Annotated in this window: 22 protein-coding genes; 5 read left to right on the top strand and 17 right to left on the bottom strand. The window is 72.3% G+C overall.

Annotated features, from left to right (window positions below; all coding sequences use genetic code 11):
- Positions 1–30: 30 nt before the first annotated feature.
- The 9 genes from AB4091_RS04655 to AB4091_RS04615 all read right to left on the bottom strand — a co-directional run bounded on the left by AB4091_RS04655 (position 31) and on the right by AB4091_RS04615 (position 8388).
- Positions 31–783 carry a methyltransferase family protein gene (locus AB4091_RS04655; RefSeq protein WP_442290557.1) on the bottom strand — a complete coding sequence of 251 codons (753 nt, stop codon included), beginning with the start codon at positions 781–783 and terminating at the stop codon, positions 31–33.
- Between the two features lie 49 nt (positions 784–832).
- Entirely contained in the window at positions 833–1930 is a 1098-nt protein-coding gene (locus AB4091_RS04650; RefSeq protein ID WP_442290556.1) for an alpha/beta fold hydrolase, read from the bottom strand.
- Between the two features lie 55 nt (positions 1931–1985).
- The gene (locus AB4091_RS04645) at positions 1986–4328 is read right to left on the bottom strand and encodes a heavy metal translocating P-type ATPase (protein WP_442290555.1); all 2343 of its coding nucleotides are present in this window, start codon (positions 4326–4328) and stop codon (positions 1986–1988) included.
- Positions 4325–4540, bottom strand: a complete 216-nt coding sequence (locus AB4091_RS04640) for a heavy-metal-associated domain-containing protein (RefSeq protein ID WP_442290554.1) — start codon at positions 4538–4540, stop codon at positions 4325–4327. The genes AB4091_RS04645 and AB4091_RS04640 overlap by 4 nt, the downstream gene beginning before the upstream one ends.
- Before the next feature lie 67 nt (positions 4541–4607).
- Entirely contained in the window at positions 4608–4889 is a 282-nt protein-coding gene (locus AB4091_RS04635; protein WP_442290553.1) for a metal-sensitive transcriptional regulator, read from the bottom strand.
- Between the two features lie 64 nt (positions 4890–4953).
- The gene (locus AB4091_RS04630) at positions 4954–5364 is read right to left on the bottom strand and encodes an MmcQ/YjbR family DNA-binding protein (protein WP_442290552.1); all 411 of its coding nucleotides are present in this window, start codon (positions 5362–5364) and stop codon (positions 4954–4956) included.
- 160 nt (positions 5365–5524) lie between these two features.
- Positions 5525–6937 carry an adenylosuccinate lyase gene (gene purB, locus AB4091_RS04625; RefSeq protein ID WP_442290551.1) on the bottom strand — a complete coding sequence of 471 codons (1413 nt, stop codon included), beginning with the start codon at positions 6935–6937 and terminating at the stop codon, positions 5525–5527.
- Positions 6938–7035: 98 nt separating this feature from the next.
- Complete coding sequence (locus tag AB4091_RS04620; protein ID WP_442290550.1) at positions 7036–7806, bottom strand: VOC family protein; 771 nt, start codon at positions 7804–7806, stop codon at positions 7036–7038.
- A 27-nt stretch (positions 7807–7833) separates the two neighbouring features.
- Positions 7834–8388 carry a low molecular weight protein-tyrosine-phosphatase gene (locus tag AB4091_RS04615; RefSeq protein WP_442290549.1) on the bottom strand — a complete coding sequence of 185 codons (555 nt, stop codon included), beginning with the start codon at positions 8386–8388 and terminating at the stop codon, positions 7834–7836.
- Positions 8389–8565: 177 nt separating this feature from the next.
- On the opposite strand from AB4091_RS04615, the gene AB4091_RS04610 reads away from it, so the two are divergent.
- Positions 8566–8982 carry a nuclear transport factor 2 family protein gene (locus AB4091_RS04610; protein ID WP_442290548.1) on the top strand — a complete coding sequence of 139 codons (417 nt, stop codon included), beginning with the start codon at positions 8566–8568 and terminating at the stop codon, positions 8980–8982.
- Positions 8983–8991: 9 nt separating this feature from the next.
- Positions 8992–10344 (top strand): MFS transporter, encoded by a 1353-nt coding sequence (locus AB4091_RS04605; protein WP_442290547.1) that lies wholly within the window; start codon positions 8992–8994, stop codon positions 10342–10344.
- 29 nt (positions 10345–10373) lie between these two features.
- On the opposite strand, the gene AB4091_RS04600 is transcribed toward AB4091_RS04605, so the two are convergent.
- Together AB4091_RS04600 and AB4091_RS04595 are read right to left on the bottom strand one after the other, a co-directional pair.
- Positions 10374–11090: a response regulator gene (locus tag AB4091_RS04600; RefSeq protein ID WP_442290546.1), complete on the bottom strand. Its 717-nt coding sequence runs from the start codon at positions 11088–11090 to the stop codon at positions 10374–10376.
- Complete coding sequence (locus tag AB4091_RS04595) at positions 11087–12358, bottom strand: sensor histidine kinase (protein WP_442290545.1); 1272 nt, start codon at positions 12356–12358, stop codon at positions 11087–11089. Before AB4091_RS04595 ends, AB4091_RS04600 begins: the two co-directional genes overlap by 4 nt.
- Positions 12359–12583: 225 nt before the next feature.
- On the opposite strand from AB4091_RS04595, the gene AB4091_RS04590 reads away from it, so the two are divergent.
- From AB4091_RS04590 to AB4091_RS04580, 3 genes are read left to right on the top strand one after another with little or no spacing between them, the layout of a single operon-like run.
- A complete protein-coding gene (locus AB4091_RS04590; protein WP_442290544.1) occupies positions 12584–15805 on the top strand; it encodes an efflux RND transporter permease subunit in 3222 nt (1073 codons plus the stop codon).
- Positions 15802–16239: a hypothetical protein gene (locus AB4091_RS04585; RefSeq protein ID WP_442290543.1), complete on the top strand. Its 438-nt coding sequence runs from the start codon at positions 15802–15804 to the stop codon at positions 16237–16239. Before AB4091_RS04590 ends, AB4091_RS04585 begins: the two co-directional genes overlap by 4 nt.
- Positions 16236–19388, top strand: coding sequence for an efflux RND transporter permease subunit (locus AB4091_RS04580; RefSeq protein WP_442290542.1), 3153 nt, complete (start codon positions 16236–16238; stop codon positions 19386–19388). Before AB4091_RS04585 ends, AB4091_RS04580 begins: the two co-directional genes overlap by 4 nt.
- Before the next feature lie 15 nt (positions 19389–19403).
- Here the strand turns inward: AB4091_RS04580 and AB4091_RS04575 are convergent, their stop codons facing one another.
- The 6 genes from AB4091_RS04575 to cydD all read right to left on the bottom strand — a co-directional run bounded on the left by AB4091_RS04575 (position 19404) and on the right by cydD (position 26469).
- Entirely contained in the window at positions 19404–20336 is a 933-nt protein-coding gene (locus tag AB4091_RS04575) for a DUF559 domain-containing protein (protein WP_442290541.1), read from the bottom strand.
- Between the two features lie 218 nt (positions 20337–20554).
- Positions 20555–21568 (bottom strand): UDP-glucose 4-epimerase GalE, encoded by a 1014-nt coding sequence (gene galE, locus AB4091_RS04570; protein WP_442290540.1) that lies wholly within the window; start codon positions 21566–21568, stop codon positions 20555–20557.
- Between the two features lie 33 nt (positions 21569–21601).
- Positions 21602–22498, bottom strand: coding sequence for a M56 family metallopeptidase (locus AB4091_RS04565; protein ID WP_442290539.1), 897 nt, complete (start codon positions 22496–22498; stop codon positions 21602–21604).
- A gap of 3 nt (positions 22499–22501) precedes the next feature.
- Positions 22502–22915 carry a BlaI/MecI/CopY family transcriptional regulator gene (locus tag AB4091_RS04560; protein ID WP_442290538.1) on the bottom strand — a complete coding sequence of 138 codons (414 nt, stop codon included), beginning with the start codon at positions 22913–22915 and terminating at the stop codon, positions 22502–22504.
- A gap of 12 nt (positions 22916–22927) precedes the next feature.
- The gene (gene cydC / locus AB4091_RS04555; RefSeq protein WP_442290537.1) at positions 22928–24739 is read right to left on the bottom strand and encodes a thiol reductant ABC exporter subunit CydC; all 1812 of its coding nucleotides are present in this window, start codon (positions 24737–24739) and stop codon (positions 22928–22930) included.
- A complete protein-coding gene (gene cydD / locus AB4091_RS04550) occupies positions 24736–26469 on the bottom strand; it encodes a thiol reductant ABC exporter subunit CydD (protein ID WP_442290536.1) in 1734 nt (577 codons plus the stop codon). Before cydD ends, cydC begins: the two co-directional genes overlap by 4 nt.
- Positions 26470–26473: the final 4 nt, after the last annotated feature.

Here is a 26473-nt window from a genome sequence, read left to right as displayed (position 1 = left end):
TGCCTTCCACCGAGGGCGCGCTGAGCTCGCTCACCGTGAGGCCGCGACCCTGCGCCTCACCCGGGTGCGCGGGAGGAGCGCCGGGACGCGGGCGGCATACGCGTCGTAGGCCGCTCCGAAGGTGCGCCGGAGGTCGCGTTCCTCGAAGGTGACGCCGACGGCGACGTAGCCCGTGGCGGCGACGGCGAAGAGCAGGTGGCCCGCACCCATCTCCGGCGTGGCCCAGAACGCGAGGAGCAGGCCGGTCATGAGGGGGTGGCGCACCACGCCGTGGAGGCCGTCGACGCGCAGGACGCCCGACGGCTCGAAAGGCCGCGGGCGTGCCCACCCGGCCTGGCGCAGGCCGAGCAGGTCGAGGTGGTCGACCGCGAACGTCGACGTGACCGCGAGCACCCAGCCGGCCGCGCACAGCGTCCAGAGCACGACGGCGACGAGGCCCCCGACGTGCCAGACCGTTCCGCCCCACGGCTCCCAGAGGGCGAGCAGCAGGGCCAGGCAGAGGTTGGTGGCGAGGACGAACGTCGTGCGTTCGAGGGCAGCCGGGACGTGACGGGCCAGCCGTGCCTTGACCGACCGTCGGGCCATCACCGAGTGCTGCACGGCGAAGAGGAGCAGGAGGGCCAGGTCGACGGCGATCGCTCTCACTGGGGTCGTGCGGGCCGGGGCGTCGACCGTCCTCGGGATGCCGACCATCGCCAGGAAGACGATGGTCCACACGAGGATGCAGGCGAAGCCGACCCAGCCGAAGGCCGAGAGGGCGAGATGGGTGGGACGTCGGTTCATGCCTTCATCGTGCGGAGCGCGAAGGGCCTGGCGCAGGCGGGAAAACACCTCACTTGGGCGCGGTGGTGGCGACGTACCAGGCCGCGAGCTGGGCCCGCGACCGGAACCCGAGCTTCAGACGGATCCGCTCGAGGTGGGACTCGGCCGACCGCTCGGTGATGTGCAGGTGCTCGGCCAGCTCGCGGTTGGTCAGGCCCTGGGCCACGAGGGCGGCGACCTCGGTCTGGCGTGCCGTGAGCCCGCTCGGGACCGCGCGCCGCAGCCGGGGCAGGCCCAGGAAACGGCGCACCTCGGTGACCACGGCCTCGGCGTCGCCCAGGGCCGGCAGGTGCGAGCGACCCTCGAGCCCGACGAACGTGGCGCCACGGATCTGCTCGGCGAGGACCCGGCCCTGGTCGAACGGCGCGGCCCGGTCTCCGCGGCGGTGCAGCACGAGCGTCGGCGCCTCGACCCGTGGCAGCGCCGCGCGCACGTCGATGTCGTAGGAGAGGCGCAGCAGTGAGACCGCAGTCTCGCGCGAGGAGGCCGCGCGCTGGTAGTCGGCGACGGCCCGTCGCGTGCCGGGGTCGGCCTCCGGCGCGAAGAGGTCGGTGAGGAGGTCCGAGCCCAGTCCCCAGTGGGTGGCGAGCAGTCCGACGACGTGCCGCCTGCTGTCGTCGTCGCCGATCGCGGCCCCGCTGGCCCAGCCGCCGTAGAGCACGAGGCGCTCCACGGTTCCCGGGCGGTCGGCAGCCCACTGTGCCGCGACCGGCGCGCCGAGCGACCAGCCCAGCAGGTCGAGCCGGAGAGGGTCGGCGTCGGCGGAGACGGCGGGGACGGCGGGGACGGCGGGGACGGCGGAGACGGCGGGGACGGCGGAGACGGCGGCGACCACGGCATCGATGGTGGCGAGCTCGAGCTCCATCGTGCGCGGCCCGTCGTAGGGGTCGGAGAGTCCGCAGCCCGGGCGGTCGTAGCGCACGAGGGTGCGGCCCGCGGACAGCGCCTCGTGGAAGAGCCGCTCGGCCGGCAGCGCCCAGCCGAGCTCGAGGTGGCTGAGCCATCCCGGGGCGACGAGCAGGAACGGGCCGCTGCCCGTCAGGGCGTACGCGACCCGTCCGCCGTCCGGCAGGCGCGCCATGCCGACCCGCTGGTCCTGTGCGGCCACGTCACCAGTGAACCGCAGTTGTGACTGGCCAGAGCAGCCGAACCGGCCGGGACCGTCAGTGGTGCCAGCGCTTGAGGCGGAGCGAGTTCGCGACGACGAGCACGGACGAGAGGGCCATCGCTGCACCGGCGATCATCGGGTTGAGCAGGCCGAAGGCGGCGAGCGGGATCGCGGCGGTGTTGTAGCCGAACGCCCAGACCAGGTTCTGCTTGATGACGCGAAGCGTCTGGCGCGAGAGGCCGATCGCGTCACCGACGGCGTCGAGGTCGGTGCGCACGAGCACGATGTCGGCGGAGTCCATCGCCACGTCGGTGCCCGAGCCCATGGCGAGCCCGAGGTCGGCCTGGGCAAGGGCGGCGGCGTCGTTGACACCGTCACCGACCATCGCGACGACCTTGCGCTGCTGCTGCAGCTCCGTGACGATGCGGTGCTTGTCGGCGGGCATGACGTCGAAGCGCACGTTGGCTGCCGGGATGCCGACCTGCTCGGCGACGCTGCGCGCGTTGGAGGCGCTGTCGCCGGTGAGCAGGTAGGGGGTGAGGCCGAGCGCACGCAGCCGGTCGATCGCGGCCTTCGACGTGTCGCGCACGGTGTCCTCGACGGTGAGGGCTGCCTCGGCGGCGCCGTCCCAACCGACGAAGACCGTGGTGCCCGCCTGCCGTGACGCGTGCTCGACGAGCGCCGGGTCGACGCTCTCGAAGAGGGCGGCCTTGCCGACGGTGACCTCGGTGTCCTTGATGCGGGCGCTCGCCCCTTCGCCCGGGTTCGACTGGAAGTCACGGATGCGGGGCAGGTCTATGCGGGCGAGGGCCGCGCCCTCGACGACCGCGCGTGCGATGGGGTGCTCGCTGCCCTGCTCGACCGCGGCCGCGGCGGTGAGCGCAGCCTTCTTCGAGAGCCGGCCGCGCACCGCGATGCTGCGCAGCCGCAGCTGGCCCGTGGTGACGGTGCCGGTCTTGTCGAGCACGACCGTGTCGACCCGCCGCGTGTCCTCGAGCACCTGCGGGCCCTTGATGAGCGTGCCGAGCTGGGCACCACGGCCGGTGCCCACGAGCAGTGCCGTCGGCGTCGCGAGCCCGAGGGCGCACGGGCAGGCGATGATCAGCACGCTCACCGCGACGGCGAGCGAGCGCGAGAGGTCGTGGCCGGTCGCGAGCCAGGCGACGAACGTGACGAGGGCGATGACGAGGACGGTCGGCACGAACACGGCCGAGACCCGGTCGGCGAGACGCTGCACCTTCGCCTTGCCCGTCTGCGCGGTCTCGACGAGCCGCTGGATGCCGGCGAGCATCGTGTCGGCCCCGACCCTGCGGGCCTCCACGACGATGCGTCCGGTCGTGTTGACCGAGCCGCCGGTGACCTCGTCGCCCGGGCCGACGTCGACCGGCGTGGACTCGCCGGTGACCAGGCTGGCGTCGACCGCGCTCGACCCGTCGAGCACGAGACCGTCGGTCGCGACCTTCTCGCCCGGGCGCACGATGAACTGGTCGCCGACGACGAGCTGCTCGATGGGCACGCGGGTCTCGCTCGTGATCCGCGTCTGCGGGTCGATGCGCAGCACGGCGACGTCCTTGGCGCCGAGGTCGAGGAGCGAGCGCAGGGCGTCCTTGCCGGAGTCCTTGGCACGCGCCTCGAGGAAGCGTCCGGCCAGCAGGAACGTCGTCACGACGGCGGCGACCTCGAAGTAGAGGTGCATCTCGCCGCCGGACCCCGTGAGCAGCTCGACGACCGAGTAGCCGTATGCGGCAGCGACGCCCAGCGACACGAGGGTGTCCATGGTCGACGCGAGGTGGCGGCCGTTGACGGCCGCCGCCCGGTGGAACGGCCAGGCGCACCAGACCACGACCGGCGTCGCGAGCAGCAGCTGCAGCCACGGGCTCGCACCGAGCGAGGGCAGGAACATGGCGAGGACCAGCACCGGAACCGTGAGCGCGACCGCGGCGACCAGTCGCGGCCGGATGACGTCCTGCGCGGGGGTGTGCTCGAGGTGGTCGGCAGCAGGAGGAGGCGATGCGGGCCGGTCCGGCGGGGGCGCCGCCTTCTGGCGGGACAGCTCCTGGGCGCGCAGCTTCTCCAGCAGGGCGCCTGCCGCGGGCTGCGGCGGGTCGGGCGGCACGGCATACGTGGTTGGGGCGCTGGATGGCGCGTCGACGACGCTGGCGCCGTAGCCGGTCTTCTTCACCTCGGCGATGATCTGGTCGACCGTCACGGGCGCCGAGAAGGAGACGCGGGCCTTCTCGGTGGCGAGGTTGACCGTCGCGGACTCGACGCCGGCGACCTTGGACAGCTTGCGCTCGATGCGCGCGGAGCAGGAGGCGCAGGTCATGCCGGTGATCGCGAGTCGGACCTCCTCAGGGGTCTGCTCGCTGGGCGTCACCGCTGCCCGCCCCTCGCTCATCGGAGGCTGTAGCCCGCCTCGGCGACGGCGTCGGCGACGACGGCCGGGTCGAGTGGGGCCTCGCTCGTGATGGTGACGGGGGAGTCCTCGCCCGGGTGCAGGTCGACCGCGACGGCCACGACCCCCGGCAGGGCCGACAGCTCCTGGCTGACCGCGGCGGTGCAGTGCGCGCACGTCATGCCGGCGACGGTGATCTCGGTCTGGGTGCTCATCGGGGTTGCCTCCTCGGGCGGGTTCGGTGCGGTTGCTTCGTCGATGCGGGTTCGGTCGGTGTGGGCCTCAGCTGCGGACGAGGCGGGCGATGGCGTCGGCCGCCTCGCGCACCTTCTCCTGAGCGGCCTCGTCGGACTCGCGCGCGGCGTCGACGACGCAGTGCGCCACGTGGTCCTCGAGCAGGCCCAGGCTCACGGCCTGCAGCGCCTTGGTGATCGCGCTGACCTGGGTCAGGATGTCGATGCAGTAGGTGTCGGTGTCGACCATCTTCTGCACGCCGCGCACCTGCCCCTCGATGCGTCGCAGCCGCTTCAGGTAGTCGTCCTTGCTTCCGGTGTATCCGGGCACGTATGCACCTCCTCGTCTGCGACAACAGCATACCCAGGCGGGGTATTTCCGAGCGCGCTCCCGATCACGGCGATTCTGGGACGAAGGTGGCAGCCAGTCGCTTGGGCGCCTTGGCCAGCCAGGCGTCGGTGAGCACCTCGCGCAGCTCGGCCAGGGTGATCCTGGGGAGGTCGCGCTCGAGCAGCAGCACGGCGTTGTAGCCGTTCCAGTGCGGCGTCGTGAACCAGGGGCTCGAGTCGTCGCCGACCATCGCCTCCTTGTCCTCCGCGGTGCACGAGAAGGCGAGCACGTCGTCGTAGAGCTCGCCCGTGTCGGGGTCGAAGGCGTCCTTGCGCGGGCCTCGGGAGAACATGAACGTCTTGCCCTTGACGAGGTATGCCGGCCGGCCCCCTTCAGGGGGCTCGCGAGTCACCTCGGGCAGGGCCAGCGCGATCTCGTCGAGGTCGGACAGCCGGGCCTTGCGGGAGCGCACCATGCCTCCGCACGGTAGCCCGGACCGTGTCGGCCGGCCCCGCCGACACACAAACCCCGTCCCGGGCGGTGCTGAGCAGCGTGACTGCCCCGGCGGCGCGGACTTCGTATGTCCTTCGGGACGGCAGCCCGCGCGCGTCGCGCTCGACGGAGCGCAGGAGGCGTCAGGCGAGGTAGTCGTCGACGAGGCGGCTCGCCAGCGCGGTGTAGGTCTGTGGGGTCAGCGCGACGAACCGCGCCTCGACCCCGGCCGGCAGTCCGAGGCCACGGACGAACTCGCGCACCTCGTCGCCACCGACGCGGCGGCCACGGGTGAGCTCCTTGAGCCGCTCGTAGGGCTCCTCCATGCCCGGAACCCCCTGTGCGCCAAGGGCCCTCATCGCCGACTGGATCGGCTCTCCGAGCACCTCCCAGTTGGCCTCGAGGTCGGCCGCCATGCGCTCGGGCACGGCGTCGAGCCCGGCGAGGCCGCGCGACACGTTGTCGAGCGCGAGCATCGAGTGGCCGAAGGCCGTGCCGATGTTGCGCTGCATGCTCGAGTCGGTGAGGTCGCGCTGGAGGCGGCTCTGGACGAGGGTGCCGCCGAGCACGTCGAGCAGCGCGTTGGAGACCTCGAGGTTGGCCTCGGCGTTCTCGAACCGGATCGGGTTGACCTTGTGCGGCATGGTCGACGAGCCGACGGTGCCCTGGCCGCGCACCTGCGCGAAGTAGCCCATCGAGATGTAGGTCCACACGTCGGTGCAGAGGTTGTGCAGGATGCGGTTGAACCGGGCGACGTCGGCGTAGAGCTCGGCCTGCCAGTCGTGGCTCTCGATCTGGGTCGTGAGGGGGTTCCAGGTGAGGCCGAGGCCCTCGACGAAGGCGCGCGACACGGCAGGCCAGTCGACGTCGGGCAGGGCGAGGGCGTGGGCGCCGAACGTGCCGGTGGCGCCGTTGAACTTGCCGAGGTACTCCTGCGTGCCGATGCGGCGCAGCTGCCGACCGAGGCGGTGCGCGAGGACGGCGAGCTCCTTGCCCATCGTCGTCGGCGTCGCCGGCTGGCCGTGGGTGTGGGCGAGCAGCGGGACGTCCTTGAGCTCGTGCGCCATCTCCGACACCTGGTCGACGAGCGCCTGCGCCTTGGGCAGCCAGACCTGCTCGACCGCGCCCTTGACCATGAGTGCGTAGGCGAGGTTGTTGATGTCCTCGCTCGTGCAGCCGAAGTGGATCAGCTCGGCGAGGCCCTTGTCGGCGTCGGCCGGGGCGATCGCCGTGAGGCGCTTCTTCAGGAAGTACTCGACGGCCTTGACGTCGTGCACCGTCACCCGCTCGATCTCGCCGAGCTCTGCGACCTCGTCGGGCCCGAAGGTCTCGACGACGGCTCGCAACGCCGCCACCTCGTCGTCGCTGAGCTTGCGCACCCCGGGGACGACCCCGTTGCTCGTCTGGTGAACGAGCCACTCGACCTCGACGTGCACGCGCTCGCGGTTGAGCGCCGCCTCCGACAGGTGGTCGACGAGGGCGGCGACGGCACCGCGGTAGCGGCCGTCGAGCGCCCCGAGCGCGATGGGCGGGGTTGCGTCAGCGAGCGAAGCCATGACCCCCATCCTCCCAGAGCCCGAGGGGTGTTCCGTATGCCGTCCACGAGGGTCCGGTGGGCACGCCGCCCGGCCCGACGGCATACGTCCTCGGGCGTCTAGTCGAGATCGGGAACGAGGAGCGAGAAGACTTCTCCCTCAGGGCCGCTCACGACCGCGCCGAAGCCGTAGGGCCCGTCGAACGGCGGTTGGAGCACCGTGGCGCCGTTGACGAGCGCCCGCTCGAGCGAGCGGGCCACGTCGTGCGTGGCGAACGAGGCGACCCAGTGCGACGGGATCGACGCCGGCCAGTCGTCGCTGATCTCGGAGAGGCCGTATGCGGGGTTGCCGTCACCCGTGTGTGCGGTCGACCAGCGCGGGCCGTCGGGCTCGGTCTCGTCGGTGAACTCGTGGCCGAAGACCGCGTGCTGGAAGGCCTGCACCCGGTCATAGGCGCGCGTGAGCAGCTCGTTCCACGTCAGCGAGCCGGGCTCGTCGAGCAGGCCGCTGCCGGGCAGGTCGCGCGGCTGCCACACCCCGAAGTACGTGCCGCCCGGGTCGACGGCGATGAGGGTGCTGGCGAGGGCGCCGAGGGGGACCGGCCGACCGATGGTGCGGCCGCCGTAGGCCTTGATGGCGCTCGCGGCGACGTCGATGTCACCGACGCGCAGGTAGGTGGTCCACTGGCTCGGGACCGGGGCGCCGTCGGGCTTGCGGCTGATGCCGGCGACGGGGTGGCCGTCGAGCAGCGCCATCGTGTAGCCGCCGGTCGCGGAGTCGCCGGCGACCCACTGCCAGCCGAAGAGCTCGGTGTAGAAGCGTTTCGCTCGCGGGACGTCGCTGACGAGCAGGTCGACCCAGCAAGGGGATCCGTAGGGAAAATCAGGCACGGTCGTGGCTCAGGTCTCGCGTCGGGGTCAGGGCCGCCCGGCGTCCGGCTGGTCCTCGAGGACGTCCGGTCGACCGTCCAGCCGACTTTCCAGCTGGTCCCTGACGTGGTGAAGGATGCCACGACACGCGGCCTCCACCTCTGCGAAACACCGGGCGAAGTGGTCCTCTCCGCCGTACCAGGGGTCGCCGGTCTCGAGGGTGCCGGCCGCGACGGCTTCGGGATCGAACTCGCGCACGAGGCGGATCTTGCGACGGTTGGCCGGCGTGCGCGCCAGCCGCTGGAGCGTGCGCACGTGACCCTCGTCGGAGGCGAGCACGAGGTCGACGTCGTCGAACTCGTCGGGATCGAACTCACGAGCGCGGTGCCGGCTGCCGTCGTAGCCGTGCCGGGCGAGCTCGGCGACCGTGCGCGGGTCGGCGTGCTCGCCGACGTGCCAGTCGCCCGTGCCGCTCGAGCTGACCCGCACGTGGTCGCGCAGACCGGCGTCGTCGACCATCCGCTGGAGGATCACGTGACCCATGGGCGACCTGCAGATGTTGCCGCTGCACACGAAAGTGACGTGGACGGGGCGAGGCGACATGATCCCCATTCAACACCGCCGAGGTCGGCCGCAAGGCCGAAGCGATCCGACTCCTCTTTCCGGACATCTCGGACACCGTGTCGCAGATCGCCTCGCGCGGTGGGCGACCGGGCCCGATGGCGGTGGGGGCGGGCGCCGCGAGGGGCCGGTGTCGGTGGGCGATGACACGGTGTGTCCATGACGACGACACCGCAGCCGGCAGTGGGGGCAGGCACCCCCGAGGCCCTCGAGGCCCGCTTCGTCGAGCTCGCGACCGCCGGCGACCTCGACGGCATCGTCGGGCTGTATGCGGCCGACGCCGTCGTGAGCCTCCCGCACGGTCGTGAGGCGGCCGGGCCCGCGGCCATCCGCGCCGCCTTCGCCGCCGCGATCGCCGCCCGCGCGCTGGGCCCGTTCGACGTCGCCGTCGTGTCGCGGGCCATCGTCACCGGCGACCTCGCCATGACGACGTCGTCCGCCGCCGACGGCTCGGTGCGCACGCAGGTCGCCCGGCGCACGGCCGGCGGTCGGTGGGTGTGGGTGCGCGACGGGTCCCGGCTGCGGCACGTCCCCGCCTGCGTCCCCGTCGACTCGGGCTCGCTCGCCGTGGCGTAGCGTCGCTCTGTGACCGACGCTTCTCCCGGACCCGACATCAGCGTCGAGCCCGGCGCACCCGAACGCCGGTCACATTTCATCGACCTCACGCCGCTGCGGGTCAGCCCCGCCTTCGCCCGGCTCTGGTTCGGCAACACCCTCGCCGGCATCGGCACCTTCGTGACCAACACGGCTGTCGGCCTGCACATCTACGACCTCACCCGCTCGACCTTCATGGTCTCGCTCGTGGCGTGGTTCTCCCTGCTCCCGATGATCGTCGCCGGCCTCTACGGTGGGGCCATCGCCGACCGCTTCGACCGGCGCACCGTCGCACTGTCGGCCTCGACCGTCGCGTGGGCCTCGACGGTCGTCCTCGCGACGGTCGCGTGGATCGGCGCCGCGCACGTCTGGATGTTCTACGTCATCACGACGGTCAACGCCGTCGCGGCCACGATCGCCTCGGCGACCCGCCAGGCGATCACGCCACGGCTGCTGCCCAAGGAGCAGCTGCCGAAAGCCGCTGCGCTGCTCGGCATCTCGGCCGGAGTCATGGTGACGGTCGGGCCCGGTGTCGCTGGTGTCCTCGTCGCCCGCGCGGGCTACGCCTGGACCTACACCATCGACGTCATCCTCTTCTTCGCCGGCTTCTTCGGTCTCTGGACGCTGCCGCACATCACGCCGGAGGGGGAGCGGCCGACGACCGGTGGCTTCCGGTCGGTCGTCGACGGGCTCGCGCACCTGCGCAGGGCACCCAACGTCCGCATGAGCTTCGTCGTCGACATCATCGCCATGACCTTCGGGCAGCCGATGGTGCTCTTCCCGGCCGTCGGCGCCATCGTCATCGGCGGCGGCTCGGTGACGGCCGGCATCCTGCTCGCGTCGTTCGCGGTCGGCGGCATCGTCTCGAGCCTCGGCTCCGGGCGGGTGACCGGGCTGCGCTGGCAGGGCAGGGCGATCCGCGACTCGATCGTCGCGTACGGCCTCGGCATCCTCGGCTTCGGCATCGTGCTGGCGGTGACGACCCTCGGCGGTTCGGCCGTCGCGTCGATGGACTTCGGCGACGTCAACCGGTGGGCGCTCGCGGGCGCAGCGGTCTGTCTCGCCGTGTCGGGCGGGGCCGACAACATCAGCGCGATCTTCCGCCAGTCGATCCTGCAGTCGGCCGTGCCCGACCATCTCCGTGGGCGCACGCAGGGTGTCTTCACGGTCGTCGTCACCGGCGGTCCACGGCTGGGCCAGATGTTCGCCGGCACGCTGGCGACCCTGACTGCCACGTGGGTCCCGTCCGTCTTCGGCGGGGTCCTCGTCGTGGTGCTCGTCGTCGTCACCGTCGCCCGGGTGAGCTCGTTCCGCGACTACGACGCCCTCGACCCCCGCCCCTGACGCAGCCGGCCGGAGCCGGGGCGGCCGGCCTACTCGACGGACTCCACCGGCCCGACGGACTCGGAGACTTCGGCGGTCTCGGCCCTCAGCGACCCCGGCCGCACCAGACCGGACTCGTAGGCGTGGATGACGAGGTGCACGCGGTCACGCACCCTCAGCTTCACGAGCAGGTGGCCCACATGGGTCTTCACGCTGCTCTCGGCGACATAGAGTCCGGCCGCGATCTGGGCGTTGGTCTGCCCGCGTGCCACGAGCTTGAGCACGTCGAGCTCGCGGGGCGTGAGGTCGGTCGCCGGGGTGCCGTGCGAGGGCGCCGGCAGGAACCGGGCGTAGCTGTCGAGGAGCCGCCGAGTCACTCCGGGGGCGAGCAGGGCGTCGCCGGCGGCCACGGTGCGCACGGCGTGCATGAGCTCCTCCGCGGTGGCGTCCTTGAGGAGGAAGCCGCTCGCACCGGCACGCAGCGCACTGACGATGTACTCGTCGAGGTCGAACGTCGTCATGACGATGACTCGGGGCGCGTGGACGCCGCCGTCGACGATGAGACGGGTCGCCTCGATGCCGTCCATCACGGGCATCCGGATGTCGACGAGCGCGACGTCGGGGGCGCTGGTGCGGGCGAGCTCGACGGCCTGCTCCCCGTTGCCGGCCTCGGCCACGACCTCGATGCCGGGGTCGGTCTCGAGGCAGTCGCGCAGCGCGGTCCGCATGAGCGGCTGGTCCTCGGCGACGAGCACCCGGATGGTCACGTGGGACCACCGCCGCCGACCGGCAGGCGGGCGTCGACGACGAAGCCGCCGTCGTCGGCCAGGCCGAGCTCGATGGTCCCGCCGACCGAGGCGACGCGCTGGCGCATCCCCTCGAGCCCGCGGCCCGACGAGCCGGCCTGGCTGCGGCCGCCGCCGTGGTCGCGGACGATCACGTGCAGGACGTCGGGTGCGTCGGTGCCGTAGTCGACGCGTACCTCGACGGACGATCCGGCGGCGTGCTTGAGCGCGTTGCTCAGCCCCTCCTGCACGATCCTGTACGCGTTGAGCTCGGTGGCCGGGGGCAGCGTACGCCGCTCTCCCGTGACCTCGAGGCGGACGACGGTGCCGGTCTGGGCGACGCTGTCGACGAGGCTCTCGAGCTGGTCGAGGCGCGGGGACCGGATCGGGAGGGCATCTCCGGGGTCGGCGTGGAGCACCCCGACGAGGCGGCGCATGTCGGCGAGCGCGCCCTTGCCCAGCGCCTCGATCGACGTGAGCGCATCGCGTACGGCAGGTTCGTCGCTTCTCAGGCTGCGGCGCGCGGCGCCGGCGCGGAGCACGATCACGCCCACGTCACCGGACACGATGTCGTGCAGCTCGCGGGCGATCGTCGCGCGCTCGCGGGCGGACGACAGGGCTGCGAGCGTCGCTCTCTCGCGGGCGAGCTGCTCGGTGCGGTCCTCGAGCAGCCGGGCGTGCTGCTCGAGGAGCCGGGTTCGGACCTTCTGCAGCCGCACCCCACGACCCAGCGACCAGGCGCACACGAGGGTCGTCACCTCGGTGAGCGCCTCCTCGTACTCACCGGGGCTGAGGAAGACCAGCACGCCGAAGGCCATCAGGGCGCACACCGCGAGCAGCGACCACGCGGACCGTGCCAGCGGCCACAGCTGTGCCGTGGTGTAGACCGCGATGATGACCGCGAAGGGCAGGGCCGGCACCGGGTAGCGCTGCCAGTAGCGCACGAACGACGAGAGGACGCTGACCGCGAGGACGACTCCCGGTGCGCGCCGGCGCCACGCGAGTGCCGAGGTGCCGAGCACGATCTCGACCGCCCCCGTCGTGTCGGGGCCGGCGTAGTGCAGGTCGGCGTCGTCGGTCTCGAAGGTGAGCGAGGACTGGTCGAGGAAGCTGACGAGCGACAGCGTCGTGACGAGCACGACGAGAGCGACGTCGGAGATGGGCGGCCGCCAGCCCGGTTGTGGGGCAGGCGGTTCGGGCGCTCGGACCACCGCCGAGGTGACCATCGTGGCGTAGTCATCTACCTCCACCTGGCGGTGGACCCCGAGGGTGCCCAGCGGCCGATCCTGACCTCCGCGAAGGACGAGCTCCGCCCGCGTTCGGAGGAGGCCGAGTCTGTCCCTGGGCTGGACGACCACGTGACCACCTCCGAAGTAGCGTCGCTTCCCAAGTAAAGACGTATGGCAGCGTGGGAGGGGTTCGAAATGGGAATTCCGGGACTCCGACGCAGGACTTCGCCGACGGGGACGGGGTCCGTGGATTCCGGTCCCCTCGCTGCCGGGGCGCCGACCGGGGCGCCGGCCGACGGGGTCGTCGACGAGGCGGTGGCTGGTGGGCCCGCGACGGGCAGGCCGGGCCGCACGCGGGAGGGCAGTCCGCGGTTCGGGCGTCTCGCCATCGCCGCAGCCATCGGGGTCCTCGTCCTCGCCGGCTCCCAGCTGGGCTCGGCCAAGGTCGACTTCCTCCCCGAGTTCATGCCGCCCTCCGTCCAGGTGCAGACGGAGGCTCTCGGTCTGTCCGCTGCCGAGGTCGAGCAGCTGGTCACCGTGCCGCTCGAACAGGACCTGCTCAACGGCGTGCCCTGGCTCGACCGCATCCACTCCCGCTCGCAGGCCGGATTGTCGGCCATCGACGTCGTCTTCGAGGCGGGCACCGACCTCTATGCCGCCCGCCAGATGGTGCAGGAGCGGCTCACCCAGGCGCACGCCCTTCCGAACGTTGGCAGCGCACCGGTGATGGTCGAGCCGCTCGCTTCGACGAGCCGCGTGTCGATGATCGGGCTCACGTCCAAGAGCGTCTCCCTCATCGACATGTCGGTCCTCGCGCGGTGGAAGGTGCGCCCACGTCTCATGGGCATCCCCGGCGTGGCCAACGTGTCGGTCTACGGCATGCGCGACCGACAGCTCCAGATCCAGGCCGACCCGGCGACGCTGAGCAGCAAGGGCGTGACCCTCACGCAGGTCATCGAGACGGCCGGCAACGCCCTGTGGGTCTCGCCGCTGACGTTCGTCGAGGCGTCGACGCCCGGGACGGGCGGCTTCGTCGAGGGCCCGACCCAGCGCCTGGCCGTGCAGCACATCCTGCCGATCACCACCGCGGGCACTCTCGGCGAGGTGACCATCGAGGGCACGACGCCCCCGCTGAGGCTGTCGGACGTCACCAAGGTCATCGAGGACCACCAGCCGCTCATCGGCGACGCGGTCAACGCCGACCCGACCCTCTTCCTCGTCGTGCAGAAGTTCCCGGGGGCCGACACCGCGCAGGTCACGCGCGACGTCGAGGCGGCCATGGCCAGCCTCGCGCCCGGGCTGGGTGGGATCACCGTCGACTCGTCGGTCTACCGGCCCGCGAGCTACCTCGAGAGCGCTCTGCGCAACGTCGGTCTGGCGGGCGGGCTCGCGCTCCTCGTGCTCGTGCTCGGCAGCTGGGCGCTGTTCCGGTCGTGGCGCGTCGCGCTCGTCCTCGGCGCGGCCGTCACGGTCACGCTGGCCGGCACGTTCACCGTGCTCTACCTCCTCGGTGAGACGTTCACGAGCTTCACGCTCTCGGCGATGCTCGTCGCCGCGGTCGTGACGTTCGCCGTCGCGGCGGCCGACGTCGACGCCGTCAGGACCCAGGCCCGCGCCCAGGAGCAGGCACCGCACCGGCTGACGGCGGGCGAGCTCGTGTCCCGCACGCTGCGCAGCACCATGCGCAACACCGCGGTCGGGCTGCTCGTCGGTGCACTCGCCCTGACGCCGACCCTGGCGCTCGGCCCGTCGGCAGCGGCCTTCAGCCGACCTCTCGTCGGGGCACTCGCCCTGGCGATGGGCGTCGGGCTGCTCGTGTCGCTCACCCTGACCCCGGCCCTGATCCACCTGCTCCTGCAGGGCCCACCGCGGCCGGAGTCGTCCCGGGTCCCGCTGGGCCGGGCGACCGTCGCAGTCCGGCGCCTCGCCGACCGCTTCGCAGAGGCAGCCGTGCTCGCGTGGGCGGCGGCCGGGGTGCTCCTGCTCGTGGCACTGACCGCACTACCGCAGCTCTCGAGCAGCGCCCTCGTGCCGCAGGCTCGCGACCGCGACGTGCTGCTCACCGTCCAGGCCGCGCAAGGGACGTCGCTCCCTGAGATGAACCGGCTGGCGGGACTCATGGCCACCCGGCTCAAGGCCGTCGACGGTGTCACCTCGGTCGCCGGACACAACGGCCGCGCCGTGACCTCCGACCAGCTCGGCGACGTCAACGCCGGTGAGCTGTGGGTGCGGCTCGACGAGTCAGCGGACTACGCCGCCACCCGAGACGCGATCGACCGCGTCGCCAAGGGCTACCCCGGCGTCCGGGTCGACGTGCTGACCTACGCCCAGGACCGGCTGGCGGTCGCGACGGCCGCCGGCGAGCACGATGTCGTCGTACGCGTGCTCGGCCAGGACCTTTCCAGCCTGCAGAAGGCTGCCGGGCAGGTCGCCGACCAGCTCTCGGAGGTCTCCGGCGTCTCGGCCGCGCGGGTCCTCCCGACGCCGATGCAGCCGACGGTCAACGTCGAGGTGAACCTGGCCGCCGCGCAACGCTACGGCCTGCGGCCCGGCGACGTGCGCCGCGAGACCACCACGCTCGTCTCCGGCCTCACGGTCGGCAACCTGTACGAGCAGGCCAAGGTCTTCGACGTCGTCGTGCTCGGCACGCCGACCGCCCGGGCGAACCTCTCGACCCTTCAGGACCTTCGCGTCGACACGCCGTCGGGCAAGCAGGTGCGGCTGGGTGATGTCGCCAAGGTGACCGTCGGGTCCGAACCTGCCTCGATCGTCCACGACCAGGTGATGCGCTCCGTCGACGTCGTCGCCGACGTGACCGGCTCCAACGCGCAGGGCGTCCTCGACGACGTGCGCACCGCCGTCGCCCGCGTGCCGATGCCCACCGAGGCGCACCTCCAGGTGATCGGCAACGCCGTCGACCGGCAGACCGACGCGCGCCGGGTCGGGCTCGTCGCGCTCGGCGTCCTGATCGCGATCCTGCTCGTGCTGCAGGCGGCGATCGGCCGCTGGCGGCCCGCGGCCCTGCTGCTCCTGCTGGCGCCACTCGGTGGCGCGGGCAGCATCGCGATCGCGCCCCTCGTCGGCGGGTTCGGCACTCTCGGAGCGATGCTCGGCTTCCTCATCGCCACGTTGCTGACCCTCGTCGGCGGGCTCGCGACGGTGCGCAGCCTGCAGCTGGAGGCCGAGCCGGTCGAGTCGGCAGGCACCGCACCACCCGACGGGGCCGGGGTCGCCGTCGCCTCGCCGCTGCTCACCGACGTGACCCGCAGCAGGGTCGTGGCCGTCGCGCGCACCGCCGTCATCACGGCACTGGCGCTCGTGCCGGTCGTGGTGCTCGGCGACCGGGCGGGGTCCGAGGTCTTCCGGCCGTTCGCCGTCACCGTCATCGGCGGACTCGTCACGAGCGTCCTCGTCGTGCTCCTCGTCGTCCCAGCCCTCTGTGCCCAAGCCAAGGAGGTGGACCGATGAGCATGCTCCGGTCCCTGTCGTCCCTCGCCAGTGTGGCCGTCCTCGCCGTGGCCGTCACCGGCTGTTCGAGTCCCGAGGAGCCGACGCCCGACCCACCGGCAGCCATCGAGGAGATTCCCGGCAGCGACGTCAAGGCCGTCACGCTGCGAGCCGACGCCGCCGAGGCGATCGGCCTCAAGACGGCGGCCGTGGCCAAGGCGGCGGCCGGGCGCTTCACGATCCCGTATGCCGCGGTCGTCTACTACCTCGACGGCAGCACGTGGACCTACACGCAGACCGGCGACCACAAGTACCAGCGCGCCCCGATCACGGTCGCCGCCATCGCGGGCGACGTCGCCACCCTGACCGCCGGCCCGGCTGTCGGCACCCCGGTCGTCGTCGTCGGCGCGCCCGAGGTGCTCGGAGCCGAGCTGGAGATCGACGGCGAGCAGTGAGAACGCGGCGCTCGCCCATCGCCTGGATCGTCCGGACGAGCCTCAGCCTCCGCTTCCTCGTCGTGGCCGCCTCGGTCGCGCTCATGGTCGTCGGCATCACCTCGCTCTCGCGGATGCGCGTCGACGTGTTCCCGGAGTTCGCGCCGCCTCGGGTCGTGATCCAGACCGCGAGCGTGGGGCTGTCCACCTCGGACGTCGAGGAGCTCGTGACGGTCCCGCTCGAGCAGGGCCTCAACGGTCTGCAGGGCCTCGAGGACATGCGCTCGCGGTCGGTGCCGCAGCTGTCGTCGATCGAGCTGCTCTTCTCCGCCGACACGGACCTGCTCCACGCCCGCCAGCTCGTCCAGGAGCGGCTCTCCATCGTGTCGCCGACCCTGCCGACGTGGGCGGCACCTCCCGTCATCCTCGCGCCGGTCTCGGCGACCGGACGGGCCATGCAGATCGGGATGACCTCGTCGAAGTCCTCGATCATCCAGATGTCGATGAGCGCCTACTGGAACATCCGGGCGCGGTTGCTGCAGGTGCCCGGCGTCGCCAACGTCGCCATCTGGAACGAGCGACTCCAGCTCATGACGGTGCAGGCCGAACCGGACCGCATGGCCACCCGCAACGTCAGTCTCGACCAGGTCATGGAGACGACCGCGGCCGCCGTCGACTCCGGACTGCTGCGGTTCTCCTCCGGCAGCGTCATCGGCACCGGTGGCACGATCGAGTCGACGAACCAGCGCATGCCGGTCCGCAACGTGCTGCCCATCATCACGCCGGCAGACCTCGCGAAGGTGCCCATCGACGGCACCGCGTCGCCGACCACGCTGGGCGACGTCGCGACGGTCGCCGAGGACCACCAGCCGCTCATCGGCAGCGCCGTCGTCAACGGGGAACCGGGCGTCATGCTCGTCGTCGAGAAGCTGCCGTGGGCCAACACCATCGACCTGACCTCCGGCATCGAGAAGGCCATCGACGAGCTGAAGCCGGGCCTGCCGGACGTCGTCTTCGACACGCACGTCTTCCAGCAGGCCGACTTCGTCAAGCTCGCGATCTCCAACCTCTCGCAGGCGCTGTTCCTCGGGTTCCTGCTCGTCGTCGTGATCCTGCTGCTCTTCCTCTTCGAGTGGCGCGTCGCGCTGATCAGCCTGCTGACGATCCCGCTGTCGCTGATGATGGCCCTGCTCGTGCTGCACTGGCGCGGCGCGACCATCAACACGATGACCCTCGCGGGTCTCGTCATCGCGCTCGGCGCGGTCGTCGACGACGCCATCATCGACGCCGAGAACATCGTGCGCCGGCTGCGTGAGTCGCGGCTGGCCGGTGACGGCGAGCCGACGGCGTCGGTGATCCTGCGGGCCTCGCTCGAGGTGCGCAGCCCGATCGTCTACGCGACATTCATCATCGTCGCCGCCTCGATCCCCGTCTTCCTGCTGGTCGGCCTGACCGGTGCCTTCTTCCGGCCGCTGGCCGTGACCTACACGCTCGCCATCCTCGCGTCGATGCTGGTCGCCCTGACCCTGACGCCGGCGCTCTGCCTCATCCTGTTGCGAGGGGCGCCGGTCGAGCGGCACATGTCGCCCGTCGTGCGCTGGCTGCAGAGGCACTATGCCGCCGGACTGCGCCGCGTCGTGGCGCGGCCCCGGCGCGTCTACGCGGCGGCCGTGATTGTGACGCTCCTCGGCATCGGGGTGGGTTCGGGCCTCGGGCAGAGCCTGTTCCCGGCGTTCCAGGAGCGGGACTTCCTGATGCACTGGGTGGGCGTGCCAGGCACGTCCGTCAACGAGACGGAACGCACGACCACGGCCGTCAGCAAGGAGATCATGGCGGTTCCGGGCGTCCGCAGCTTCGGGGCGCACATCGGGCAGGCGCTGCTCGGCGAGGAGGTCTTCGGCGTCAACTTCGGCGAGAACTGGATCAGCCTCGCGCCGGACGCCGACTACAAGTCCGCCCGCGACCAGATCGACGAGATCGCCGGCAAGTACCCGGGCCTCTTCGCCGAGGTGCAGACCTACCTCGACGAGCGCGTCGAGGAGGTGCTCACCGGCGGCAAGGAGCCGATCATCGTGCGCGTCTACGGCGAGGACCTCGGCGTGCTCCGCCAGAAGTCCGCCGAGATCCTCGACCTCATCTCCTCCGTGCCGGGTGTCGTCTCCGCCCACACCGACATCTCGGCCGACATCCCTCAGGTCGACGTCGAGGTGAAGCTCGATGCCGCCGAGAAGCTCGGCCTGAAGCCCGGTGACGTGCGCCGCGCCGCTGCCACGATGGTGGCGGGCGAGGAGGTCGGAGACATCTTCCGGGCCGGGCGCGCGTACGACGTCGTCGTGTGGGGCACCCCGGCCAGCCGGGCCGACGTGTCCGCCCTGGAGCGGCTGCCCATCGACACGCCGTCAGGGAAGAAGGTCCCGCTGAGCCAGGTGGCCTCCGTGACGGTGGCCCCCAACCCGAATGGCATCGAGCGCCAGGGCGACTCGCGTCGGCTCGACGTCGGCGCCTCCGTCGAGGGCCGGGACCTGGCCTCCGTCGTCAACGACATCAACGCCAAGCTCACGGGCGTCCAGTACCCGCTCGGCTACCACGCCGAGGTGCTCGGCGAGTACAAGGAGCTGCAGACCGCACAGGGCCGGCTGCTCGCCTCCGCCGTCGTCGCCGCCGTGCTGATCCTCCTGCTGCTTCAGGCGTCCTTCCGCAGCTGGCGTCTGGCTGCCCTCGTGTTCCTCACCCTGCCGATGGCCCTCGTGGGTGGGGTGCTGGCCGCGAGGCTCGGCGAGGGCATCCTGTCGCTCGGGTCGCTCGTGGGCTTCTTCACGGTGTTCGGCATCGCGGCGCGCAACAGCATCCTGTTGATCAACCACGCCCAGCACCTCGAGGAGGTGGAGGGGGAGCCGTTCGGCGTCGATCTCGTCGTGCGCGCTGCGCGGGAGCGGCTCGCGCCGATCCTCATGACGACGCTCGCGACCGGTCTGGCCCTGGTGCCGCTCGTTATCCTCGGCCAGCGGCCCGGGCACGAGATCGAGCACCCGCTCGCCGTGGTGATCCTCGGTGGGCTCGCCACCTCGACCCTGCTCAGCCTGTTCGTCGTCCCCTCGCTCTACCTGCGGTTCCACCGACCGGCATCCGCCCAGGCGGAGGAAGGGGCAGAGCTCGGCGTCCTCGTGTGACGGCGTGCCCGCGCCTCACGCCGTCCGACGGACCGCCACGACCGCGCCAGCTCGTGCTGAGCTGCGTCCACGGGAGTGCTTCGTGGCGGTCCGTCGGCGCACTGTCGCCGTCATCAACAGGGCCTCGGCCACATAGTCCGGCTGCGTCATCACCTCACTCCAGGTGAAGCGGAGCACCACCCAGCCACGGGCGCCGAGCCCGGTGTAGCGACGGCAGTCGTGCCGGAGCGCTGCGGCATCTGCATGGAACTCGAGGCTCTCCGCCTCGATGACGATCATCAGCTCGACGTCCGCGAGGTCCACCCTCGCGTAGAAGCCCCGCCCCTTGACGACGTGCTGTGGCGTCACGGTCAGGCCCTTCACCGAGAGGCAGATCGCGCGCAGCACCGACTCGAAGGGGTTGGCGGCACGATGGTCGGCGTGCAGCAGCACCCGCGCCACACGACGCCGCTGCCGGGGCGGGAGCGCGACCACCTCAGGAACCACGTGCGCCATGTCGAGGCCCGACCGAAGTGCTGAGTCGGCGACAGCGAGGGCCTCGTCGAACGGCAGGTCGAGGCAGCAGTCGATGACGGTGCGCACCTTGCTGGTGACCCACCCGTCGACGACGTCGTCGGCTCCCAGCGTGCGCCAGTGCCGGACCATGCCCGACCTTGCTTGCTCACGCAGCTTGCGTCCTCGCGGCAGGGTCAGGTGTGGCTCGGCGGGTGCCCACTTGACGCCCCAACCCCAGTGCAGGGCGGCCGTCGTGTGCGATGCGGTGGCGCCTGCGCGGGTCGCGACCTCGCGGGCGGCGTCGAGGCCGGGCAGCGCGTAGCGGCCGCGCGCCACCCGCACGAGAAGCCCCTGTGCCGCGGACTTCGCGATGCGGTGCGCCGAGGCGACGCCGCGCAGGTCGGACCACGTCGCGACGCCACCGCGCTGGGCGACGACGTCGGTGAGCTCCACGCGAGCAGCCTGCCGCGTGCGAGTCCCCGTCCATCTCTGTTGTCCACAGGGGCCGACGGACCGCCACGAGCGGCCCGACCCACGCTCGACCGCCCCGTCACAGCTCCTTCGTGGCGGTCCGTCGATCGGCCCTGCCCGCGTATGCCGTCACGCCCACCCACCGGGGAGGAGCGGGCTCCCAGCGGCGTCGGCCGGCATACGGGCTGGGTGGGCTCGGGTCAGTCGGGGAAGCCGGTGGGGTTGGCCTGCTGCCAGCGCCAGGTGTCGGCGCACATGTCGTCGATGGTGCGCGTCGCGACCCAGCCGAGCTCACGGTTCGCCTTGGCCGGGTCGGCGAACGAGACCGCCACGTCACCCGGGCGGCGGTCGACGACGCGGTAGGGCAGCTCGTGTCCGACGGCCCGCTCGAAGGCGTGCAGCATCTCGAGCACCGAGGTGCCGTGACCGGTGCCGAGGTTCCACGTGCCGACGGGCTCGTCCATGGTGCCGAGGCGGGCCAGGGCGGCGAGGTGTCCGGCGGCGAGGTCCTCGACGTGGATGTAGTCGCGCTGGCCGGTGCCGTCGGGCGTGGGGTAGTCGTCGCCGTAGACCGACAGGAACTCGCGGCGGCCGACCGCGACCTGCGCGATGTACGGCACGAGGTTGTTCGGGATGCCCTGCGGGTCCTCGCCGATGGTGCCCGACGCGTGGGCGCCGATCGGGTTGAAGTAGCGCAGCAGCGCGATGCGGATGGACGGGTCGGCGACGGCGACGTCGCGCAGGATCTGCTCCTGCATCACCTTGGTCCAGCCGTACGGGTTGGTCGCGAAGGTCGGGCGCTCCTCGGTCGCGGCCTCCTGATCGGTGCCGTAGACGGTGGCCGACGAGCTGAAGACGAGCTTGGTCACGCCGTGCCGGCGCATCGCGCGCACGAGCGAGAAGGTCGACCCGAGGTTGTTCTCGTAGTACTCGAGCGGCAGCTCGACGCTCTCGCCGACGGCCTTGAGGCCTGCGAAGTGGATGACCGCGTCGATCGGCTCGTTGGCGAAGAGGTGCTCGGTCTTGTCGTGGTCGGTCAGGTCGAACGAGTGCACCGGCAGGTGCTGGCCGGTGAGAGCCTCGAGGCGGTTGACGACGCTCGGCTTGCTGTTGCCGAAGTTGTCGACGATGAGCACGTCGTGCCCTGCCGCGACGAGCTGGACCACGGTGTGCGAGCCGATGTAACCGGTTCCGCCACTGACGAGTACGCGCATGCGCCCACCCTATCGAGGGCGGCGCCGGGGGCGTCACACGAGCGAGAGCTCGGTGATCGCGAGTGCGTAGAGCGCGAGGGGAGCGGCGACGAGGAGGGTCGACACGGCATACATCGTCGCGGCGACGACGGCGATGGGCAGGCCGGCGATGCGCTCGGCGTCGAGCAGCTGGATGCGAGCGCTCGCGACCCGAGTGCTGTCGGCCATCGCCATGGCGCCGACCGGCTTGGGGCCACCGGCCATCGCGACGATCGCGCGCCCCGTGTTGACCGCGCCGGCGCGGCGCACGGCGGCGCGGTCGGCGAGCACCTCGATGAGCAGGTGCACCTCGCGCAGCGCCGCCTCGGAGCGCAGGAACGGCGGCATCGCCTCGTGCACGACGGTGAAGAACTCCATGACGAGGTCGTGGCGGGCGGCGAGATGGGCACGTTCGTGGGCCAGGACGGCGGTCAGCTCGTCGGGAGCCAGGCGGTCGAGGGTGCCCTGGGTGAGCACGACGCGGCTTCGCACGCCGGGCACGCAGTATGCCGTCGGGGTCGTGTGCTCGAGCACGCGCATGTGGCGGTCGGCCCCGTCGCCGGGCGTGCCGAGCAGGTCGACCAGGTCGCGGTGGCGGCGCCGGGCGGCGCGCAGGTTGCGACCGACCCGGTCGCCCGACAGCAGGAGCCGGCTGGCGACGACGGCGCTGAGCAGGGCGGCCACGGTGACGGTCGGCCAGCTCTCGGACAACCGCACCTGGCGCCCGAGCAGCGCCGGCAGGGCGGCGGGTGCGGCGAGGAGGGCGGCGAGCACGGCGGCCACGGCGGTGGACTGCCAGAGCACGAGGGCGGCCCGCGGTGCGCGGCGCAGGCTCGTCACCCGGGCGAGGGCGCGGGGGACCGGCCAGGCGAGCAGGACCGCCAGGGCGACGAGTCCCGCGACGACGAGCACGGGTCAGGCTCTGCGGTCGTCGGGCCGGCGGGCCTCGAGCTCGGCGAGGGCGGCCTTGAGCTCGTCGATCTCCTCGGGGGTCGACTCGTCGAGGAAGTGCAGCAGGGCCGACCGGCGCGTGTCGCCGGCGAGCTCGCCGAGGGTGTGGTGCAGCGACTCCGACGTCAGCTCTTCGCGGGTCGAGGCCGGCGTGTAGCGCCAGGCGCGGCCGTCGCGCTCACGCCGGACGAGGTCCTTCTTCGCCATCCGGTCGAGCACCGTCATGAGCGTCGTGTAGGCGAGGCCCCGCTCGACACCGGTGGAGTCGTGGACCTCACGCACGGTGCGGCCCTCGGGGTGGGCGTCGGCGGTGGTCCAGAGCTCTTCCATGACGGCGCGCTCGAGGTCTCCGAGGCGGTTGCGGGGTGTGTTGGGCATGGCTCTTCCAATCTATCGGCCGGTGCGGCCGGCTTCGTGCGTGCGGTCGTCCGGCTGGCTGACCACGGTGGGTGTCGCAGTGGGAGCCATCGTCGCCGATGGCCGGCGCCGCACCTCGACGACACGGTCGAACAGGTCGGCACCGTCATCGCGGTGCGTCACCATGATGATCGTCCGGGCGCCCCCGTGGGTGCGCGCCCCGTCGGTGAGTGACGTGAGGTCCTCGACCACCGCGCGTGCCGTGGGTGGGTCGAGGTGGGCGACCGGCTCGTCGAGGAGCACGAGCGGGCGCTCACTGAGGTGAGCCCGTGCAATGCCGAGGCGGGCGCGCTCGCCGCCGGAGAGACCACGGCCGCCGGCGCCCAGGATCGTGTCGAGGCCGTCGGGGAGCTCTTTCCGGAGGTCGCCGAGACCGGCGGCACTGAGGGCGTCGTCGACGGCCTCGTCGGCAGCCTCGGGGCGGGCGAGGGTGAGGTTGTTGCGCAGGCTGGTAGCGAGGACGTGCGTCTCGTCGTCGACGACCGCCACCTGCGAACGTGCCTGTGCCAAAGGGAGGCTCAGTGCATCGGCACCGTCGAGGTGGTAGCTCCCGCCGGTGGGGTCGAGGTGCCGGGCGAGCACGGCGAGCAGCGTCGACTTGCCGCTGCCGTTCGCGCCCGTGACGGCGATCGACGTGCCCGGCTCGACGGTGAGGTCGGTGGGCGCGAGGTCGATGCGCTCCCCGGTCCACGAGGCCGTGACGTCGCGCAGGTCGACGAGACCGCGGGCGTATGCCGGCCGGCCGGGTCGCGTGCTCGCGGCGGGCTGGGCGTCGGGACGGGCGCCCGGCTGCGGAGCCGGCGCGCTGGCGTCCCCGTCCGCGGGCGCGGTGGTGGACGGACGCTCGGTCACCGCAGGTGTCAGGCCGAGCAGGGTGTCGATGCGGCGCTCGCTGCCGTTGGCTCGGGCCAGCGCGCGCATCGCGTCGACGAGGGGGGTGACGGCGTCCGAGACCGCGACCGGCGTCAGGACGAGGAGCGCCTTGACCGGTGTGGCGACGTCGAGGTCCCGGGCGATGGCTGCAGTGGACGCGACGGCGGCTCCCACGGCGACGAGGTAGAGCGATGCGGCCAGCGACCGGCCTGCGCTGATGCGGCGCGTGCTGCGGGCCAGCGTGGCGTGGGCCCGGTCCAGCCATGTCATGGCCATCGCCCAACCGCCGACAGCACGCAGCTCGGTGGCCTGGCTCGCGACCAGCTCACTCACGCGGTTGACCTCCGCTCGTGCTGCGAGCAGCTCTGGGAGGGAGCGGGACTCGAGTCTCGCGGCGAGTGCGCTGACGAGGGTGACGACGGCGCCGAGGCCGAGCATCGCGAGGCCGACCGGCATCGAGAGGGCCATCGTCAGGGCGATCGCGAGGCCGCCGGCGAGAGCGGTGGAGATGACGGGCACGGTGACGCGCACCTGCGCGTCGACCGCGTCGGTGAGGTCGTCGACGACTCCGGTGAGCACGTCCGACCGACGTCGCCGTCCGAGGCGCGCCGGCGTCAGGGGGATGAGGGCTGCGTAGGCCGAGGTGCGGCGATCGGCGAGCAGGCGCAGGGCGGCCTCGTGGCTGACGAGGCGCTCCCAGTAGCGGAACACCGGTCGGGCCATGCCGAACGCGCGGACCATAACGATCGCCGTCAGCAGGGTGAGGATGACCGGGCGCTCGGCCGCGCGGACGATGAGCCAGCCCGAGGTCGCGGTGAGGGCCATCCCGGAGGCGGTCGCGACGCCACCCAGGAGGCCACCGCGCACCGTGCCCGGGGTGGGCCACCAGACCGGGTGGGTGTCGGTGCTCATCGCACGGCCTCCTCGACGTGGTGGGCTCTGGCCCCGGAGCCGCCGTGACGACGCACCTCGACGTGCTGGTCTGCCAGGGCCAGCAGCTCGTCACGGTGCGTGACCGCGATGACGGTGCGTCGCTCGGCGAGCTCGGCGACGAGGCGGGCGACGTGCTCGGCTCCCTCGGGGTCGAGGTGCGCGGTCGGCTCGTCCAGGAGCAGGACGGTCTCGGGGGCGAGCCAGGCCCGGGCGAGCGCGAGGCGCTGCCGCTGGCCGGCCGAGAGCCCGAAGCCGTCGTCGCCGAGGTCGGCCGAGAGCCCGCTCGGCAGGGCGGCGACGACCCCGTCGACGCCGACGGCCCGCAGTGCCTCCCAGAGCTGCTCGTCGGTGGCCGGGTGGCCGATGGTCAGGGCCTGGCGGACCGATCCGGTCGCGAGGAAGGGTCGCTGGGTCACGTAGTGCGCGGTCGGCGCGGTCGAGGTGCCGGATGCCGCACGCCGCAGGCCCGCGATGAGGTCGAGCAGGGTCGACTTGCCGGCGCCCGAAGGGCCGGTCACGACGGTGAGTCCCGGCCCGGCCTCGAGCGAGAGATCGCGGATCACGGGAACGGCCGACCCGGCATACGCGTACGTGACCTCGTCGAGCCGCACGACGCCCCCCCGCTCTCCACCCTCGCCCCGCGCGCTCCCCCCTCCCGCACCGAACGCAGCGTTCGGTCGCGAACTCAGTGTTCTAACAGCGCGTTCGGCACCGAACGCGGTGTTCGGCGCAGAGGAGGGGGTCGCGGTGGGGGAGGAGGCGGGGGTGGGTGAGGGGTGGTCGAGCTCGGCGAGGATGGCGTCGAGGGCAACGGCGCCGTCTGCGGCGGAGTGGTACTCGGCGCCGACGCGGCGTACGGGCCAGTACGCCTCAGGCGCGAGGAGGATCGCGACGAGCCCGGCGCCGAGCGCCATCGAGCCGTGCGACAGCCGGAGCCCGACCGTCACGGCCACGATGGCGACCGAGATCGTGGCGAGCAGCTCGAGCGCGGCCGACGAGAGGAAGGCGATCCTGAGCGTCTCCATCGTCGCCCGTCGGTGTCTGTCGCTCACCGCACGCACCGTGTCGACCTGGCGCCGGGCACGGCCGTAGGTGACGAGCGTCGGCAGGCCGCGCACGACGTCGAGGAAGTGGCCCGAGAGCGCAGCCAGAGCGGCCCAGCGGCGCTCGGTCGAGTCCTCGGTGGCGCGGCCGATGAGGGCGGCGAAGACCGGGAGGAGCGGCAGGGTGAGTGCCACGACCACCGCACTCGGCCAGTCGACGACCACGAGCGTGCCGACGGCGAGGAGCGGCACGACCGCCGCGTGCACGAGCGTCGGGAGGTAGCGGGCGGCGTACGGCTCGACGGCAGAGGCGCCGGAGGTCGCGAGCGACACCGCGGTGCCGGGGTCCGGCCGTGAGTCGGCGTCACGGGCTCCCCAGCCGCGCAGCAGTGAGGCGCGCAGCGCCGACGACACGGACACTCCGGCCCAGGCCGCAACCCACTCGGTCGTGGCGGCAAGGACGGCCCTGACTGCGAAGAGCGCGAGGAGCCAGAGGACCGGCCGCGTGAGGTCGCCGCGCTCGACCACGGCCACGACCACCGCCGACAGCGCGAACGCCGTGGCGATGGTCGCGACGCCCGTCACCACACCGGTGGTGGCGAGCACGCCGACTGGCCTCCGGGCTGCGGGGACGGTCCGGAGGAGTCGTGGGTCGAAGGGCTTCATCGGG

Origin of the sequence: Terrabacter sp. 2RAF25, assembly GCF_052115265.1 — a bacterium.
GTDB lineage: Bacteria > Actinomycetota > Actinomycetes > Actinomycetales > Dermatophilaceae > Terrabacter.
The sequence above is the reverse complement of the archived record's forward strand: the minus strand, read 5'-3'. Positions and strand labels throughout refer to the sequence as shown.

Excerpts from the sequence above, each read along its gene's own strand:
- AB4091_RS04655 (WP_442290557.1), bottom strand. The coding sequence starts at position 783 with ATGAACCGACGTCCCACCCATCTCGCCCTCTCGGCCTTCGGCTGGGTC.
- AB4091_RS04645 (WP_442290555.1), bottom strand. The coding sequence starts at position 4,328 with ATGAGCGAGGGGCGGGCAGCGGTGACGCCCAGCGAGCAGACCCCTGAG.
- AB4091_RS04640 (WP_442290554.1), bottom strand. The coding sequence starts at position 4,540 with ATGAGCACCCAGACCGAGATCACCGTCGCCGGCATGACGTGCGCGCAC.
- AB4091_RS04630 (WP_442290552.1), bottom strand. The coding sequence starts at position 5,364 with ATGGTGCGCTCCCGCAAGGCCCGGCTGTCCGACCTCGACGAGATCGCG.
- purB (WP_442290551.1), bottom strand. The coding sequence starts at position 6,937 with ATGGCTTCGCTCGCTGACGCAACCCCGCCCATCGCGCTCGGGGCGCTC.
- AB4091_RS04615 (WP_442290549.1), bottom strand. The coding sequence starts at position 8,388 with ATGTCGCCTCGCCCCGTCCACGTCACTTTCGTGTGCAGCGGCAACATC.
- AB4091_RS04610 (WP_442290548.1), top strand. The coding sequence starts at position 8,566 with ATGACGACGACACCGCAGCCGGCAGTGGGGGCAGGCACCCCCGAGGCC.
- AB4091_RS04585 (WP_442290543.1), top strand. The coding sequence starts at position 15,802 with ATGAGCATGCTCCGGTCCCTGTCGTCCCTCGCCAGTGTGGCCGTCCTC.
- galE (WP_442290540.1), bottom strand. The coding sequence starts at position 21,568 with ATGCGCGTACTCGTCAGTGGCGGAACCGGTTACATCGGCTCGCACACC.
- AB4091_RS04560 (WP_442290538.1), bottom strand. The coding sequence starts at position 22,915 with ATGCCCAACACACCCCGCAACCGCCTCGGAGACCTCGAGCGCGCCGTC.
- cydC (WP_442290537.1), bottom strand. The coding sequence starts at position 24,739 with ATGAGCACCGACACCCACCCGGTCTGGTGGCCCACCCCGGGCACGGTG.
- cydD (WP_442290536.1), bottom strand. The coding sequence starts at position 26,469 with ATGAAGCCCTTCGACCCACGACTCCTCCGGACCGTCCCCGCAGCCCGG.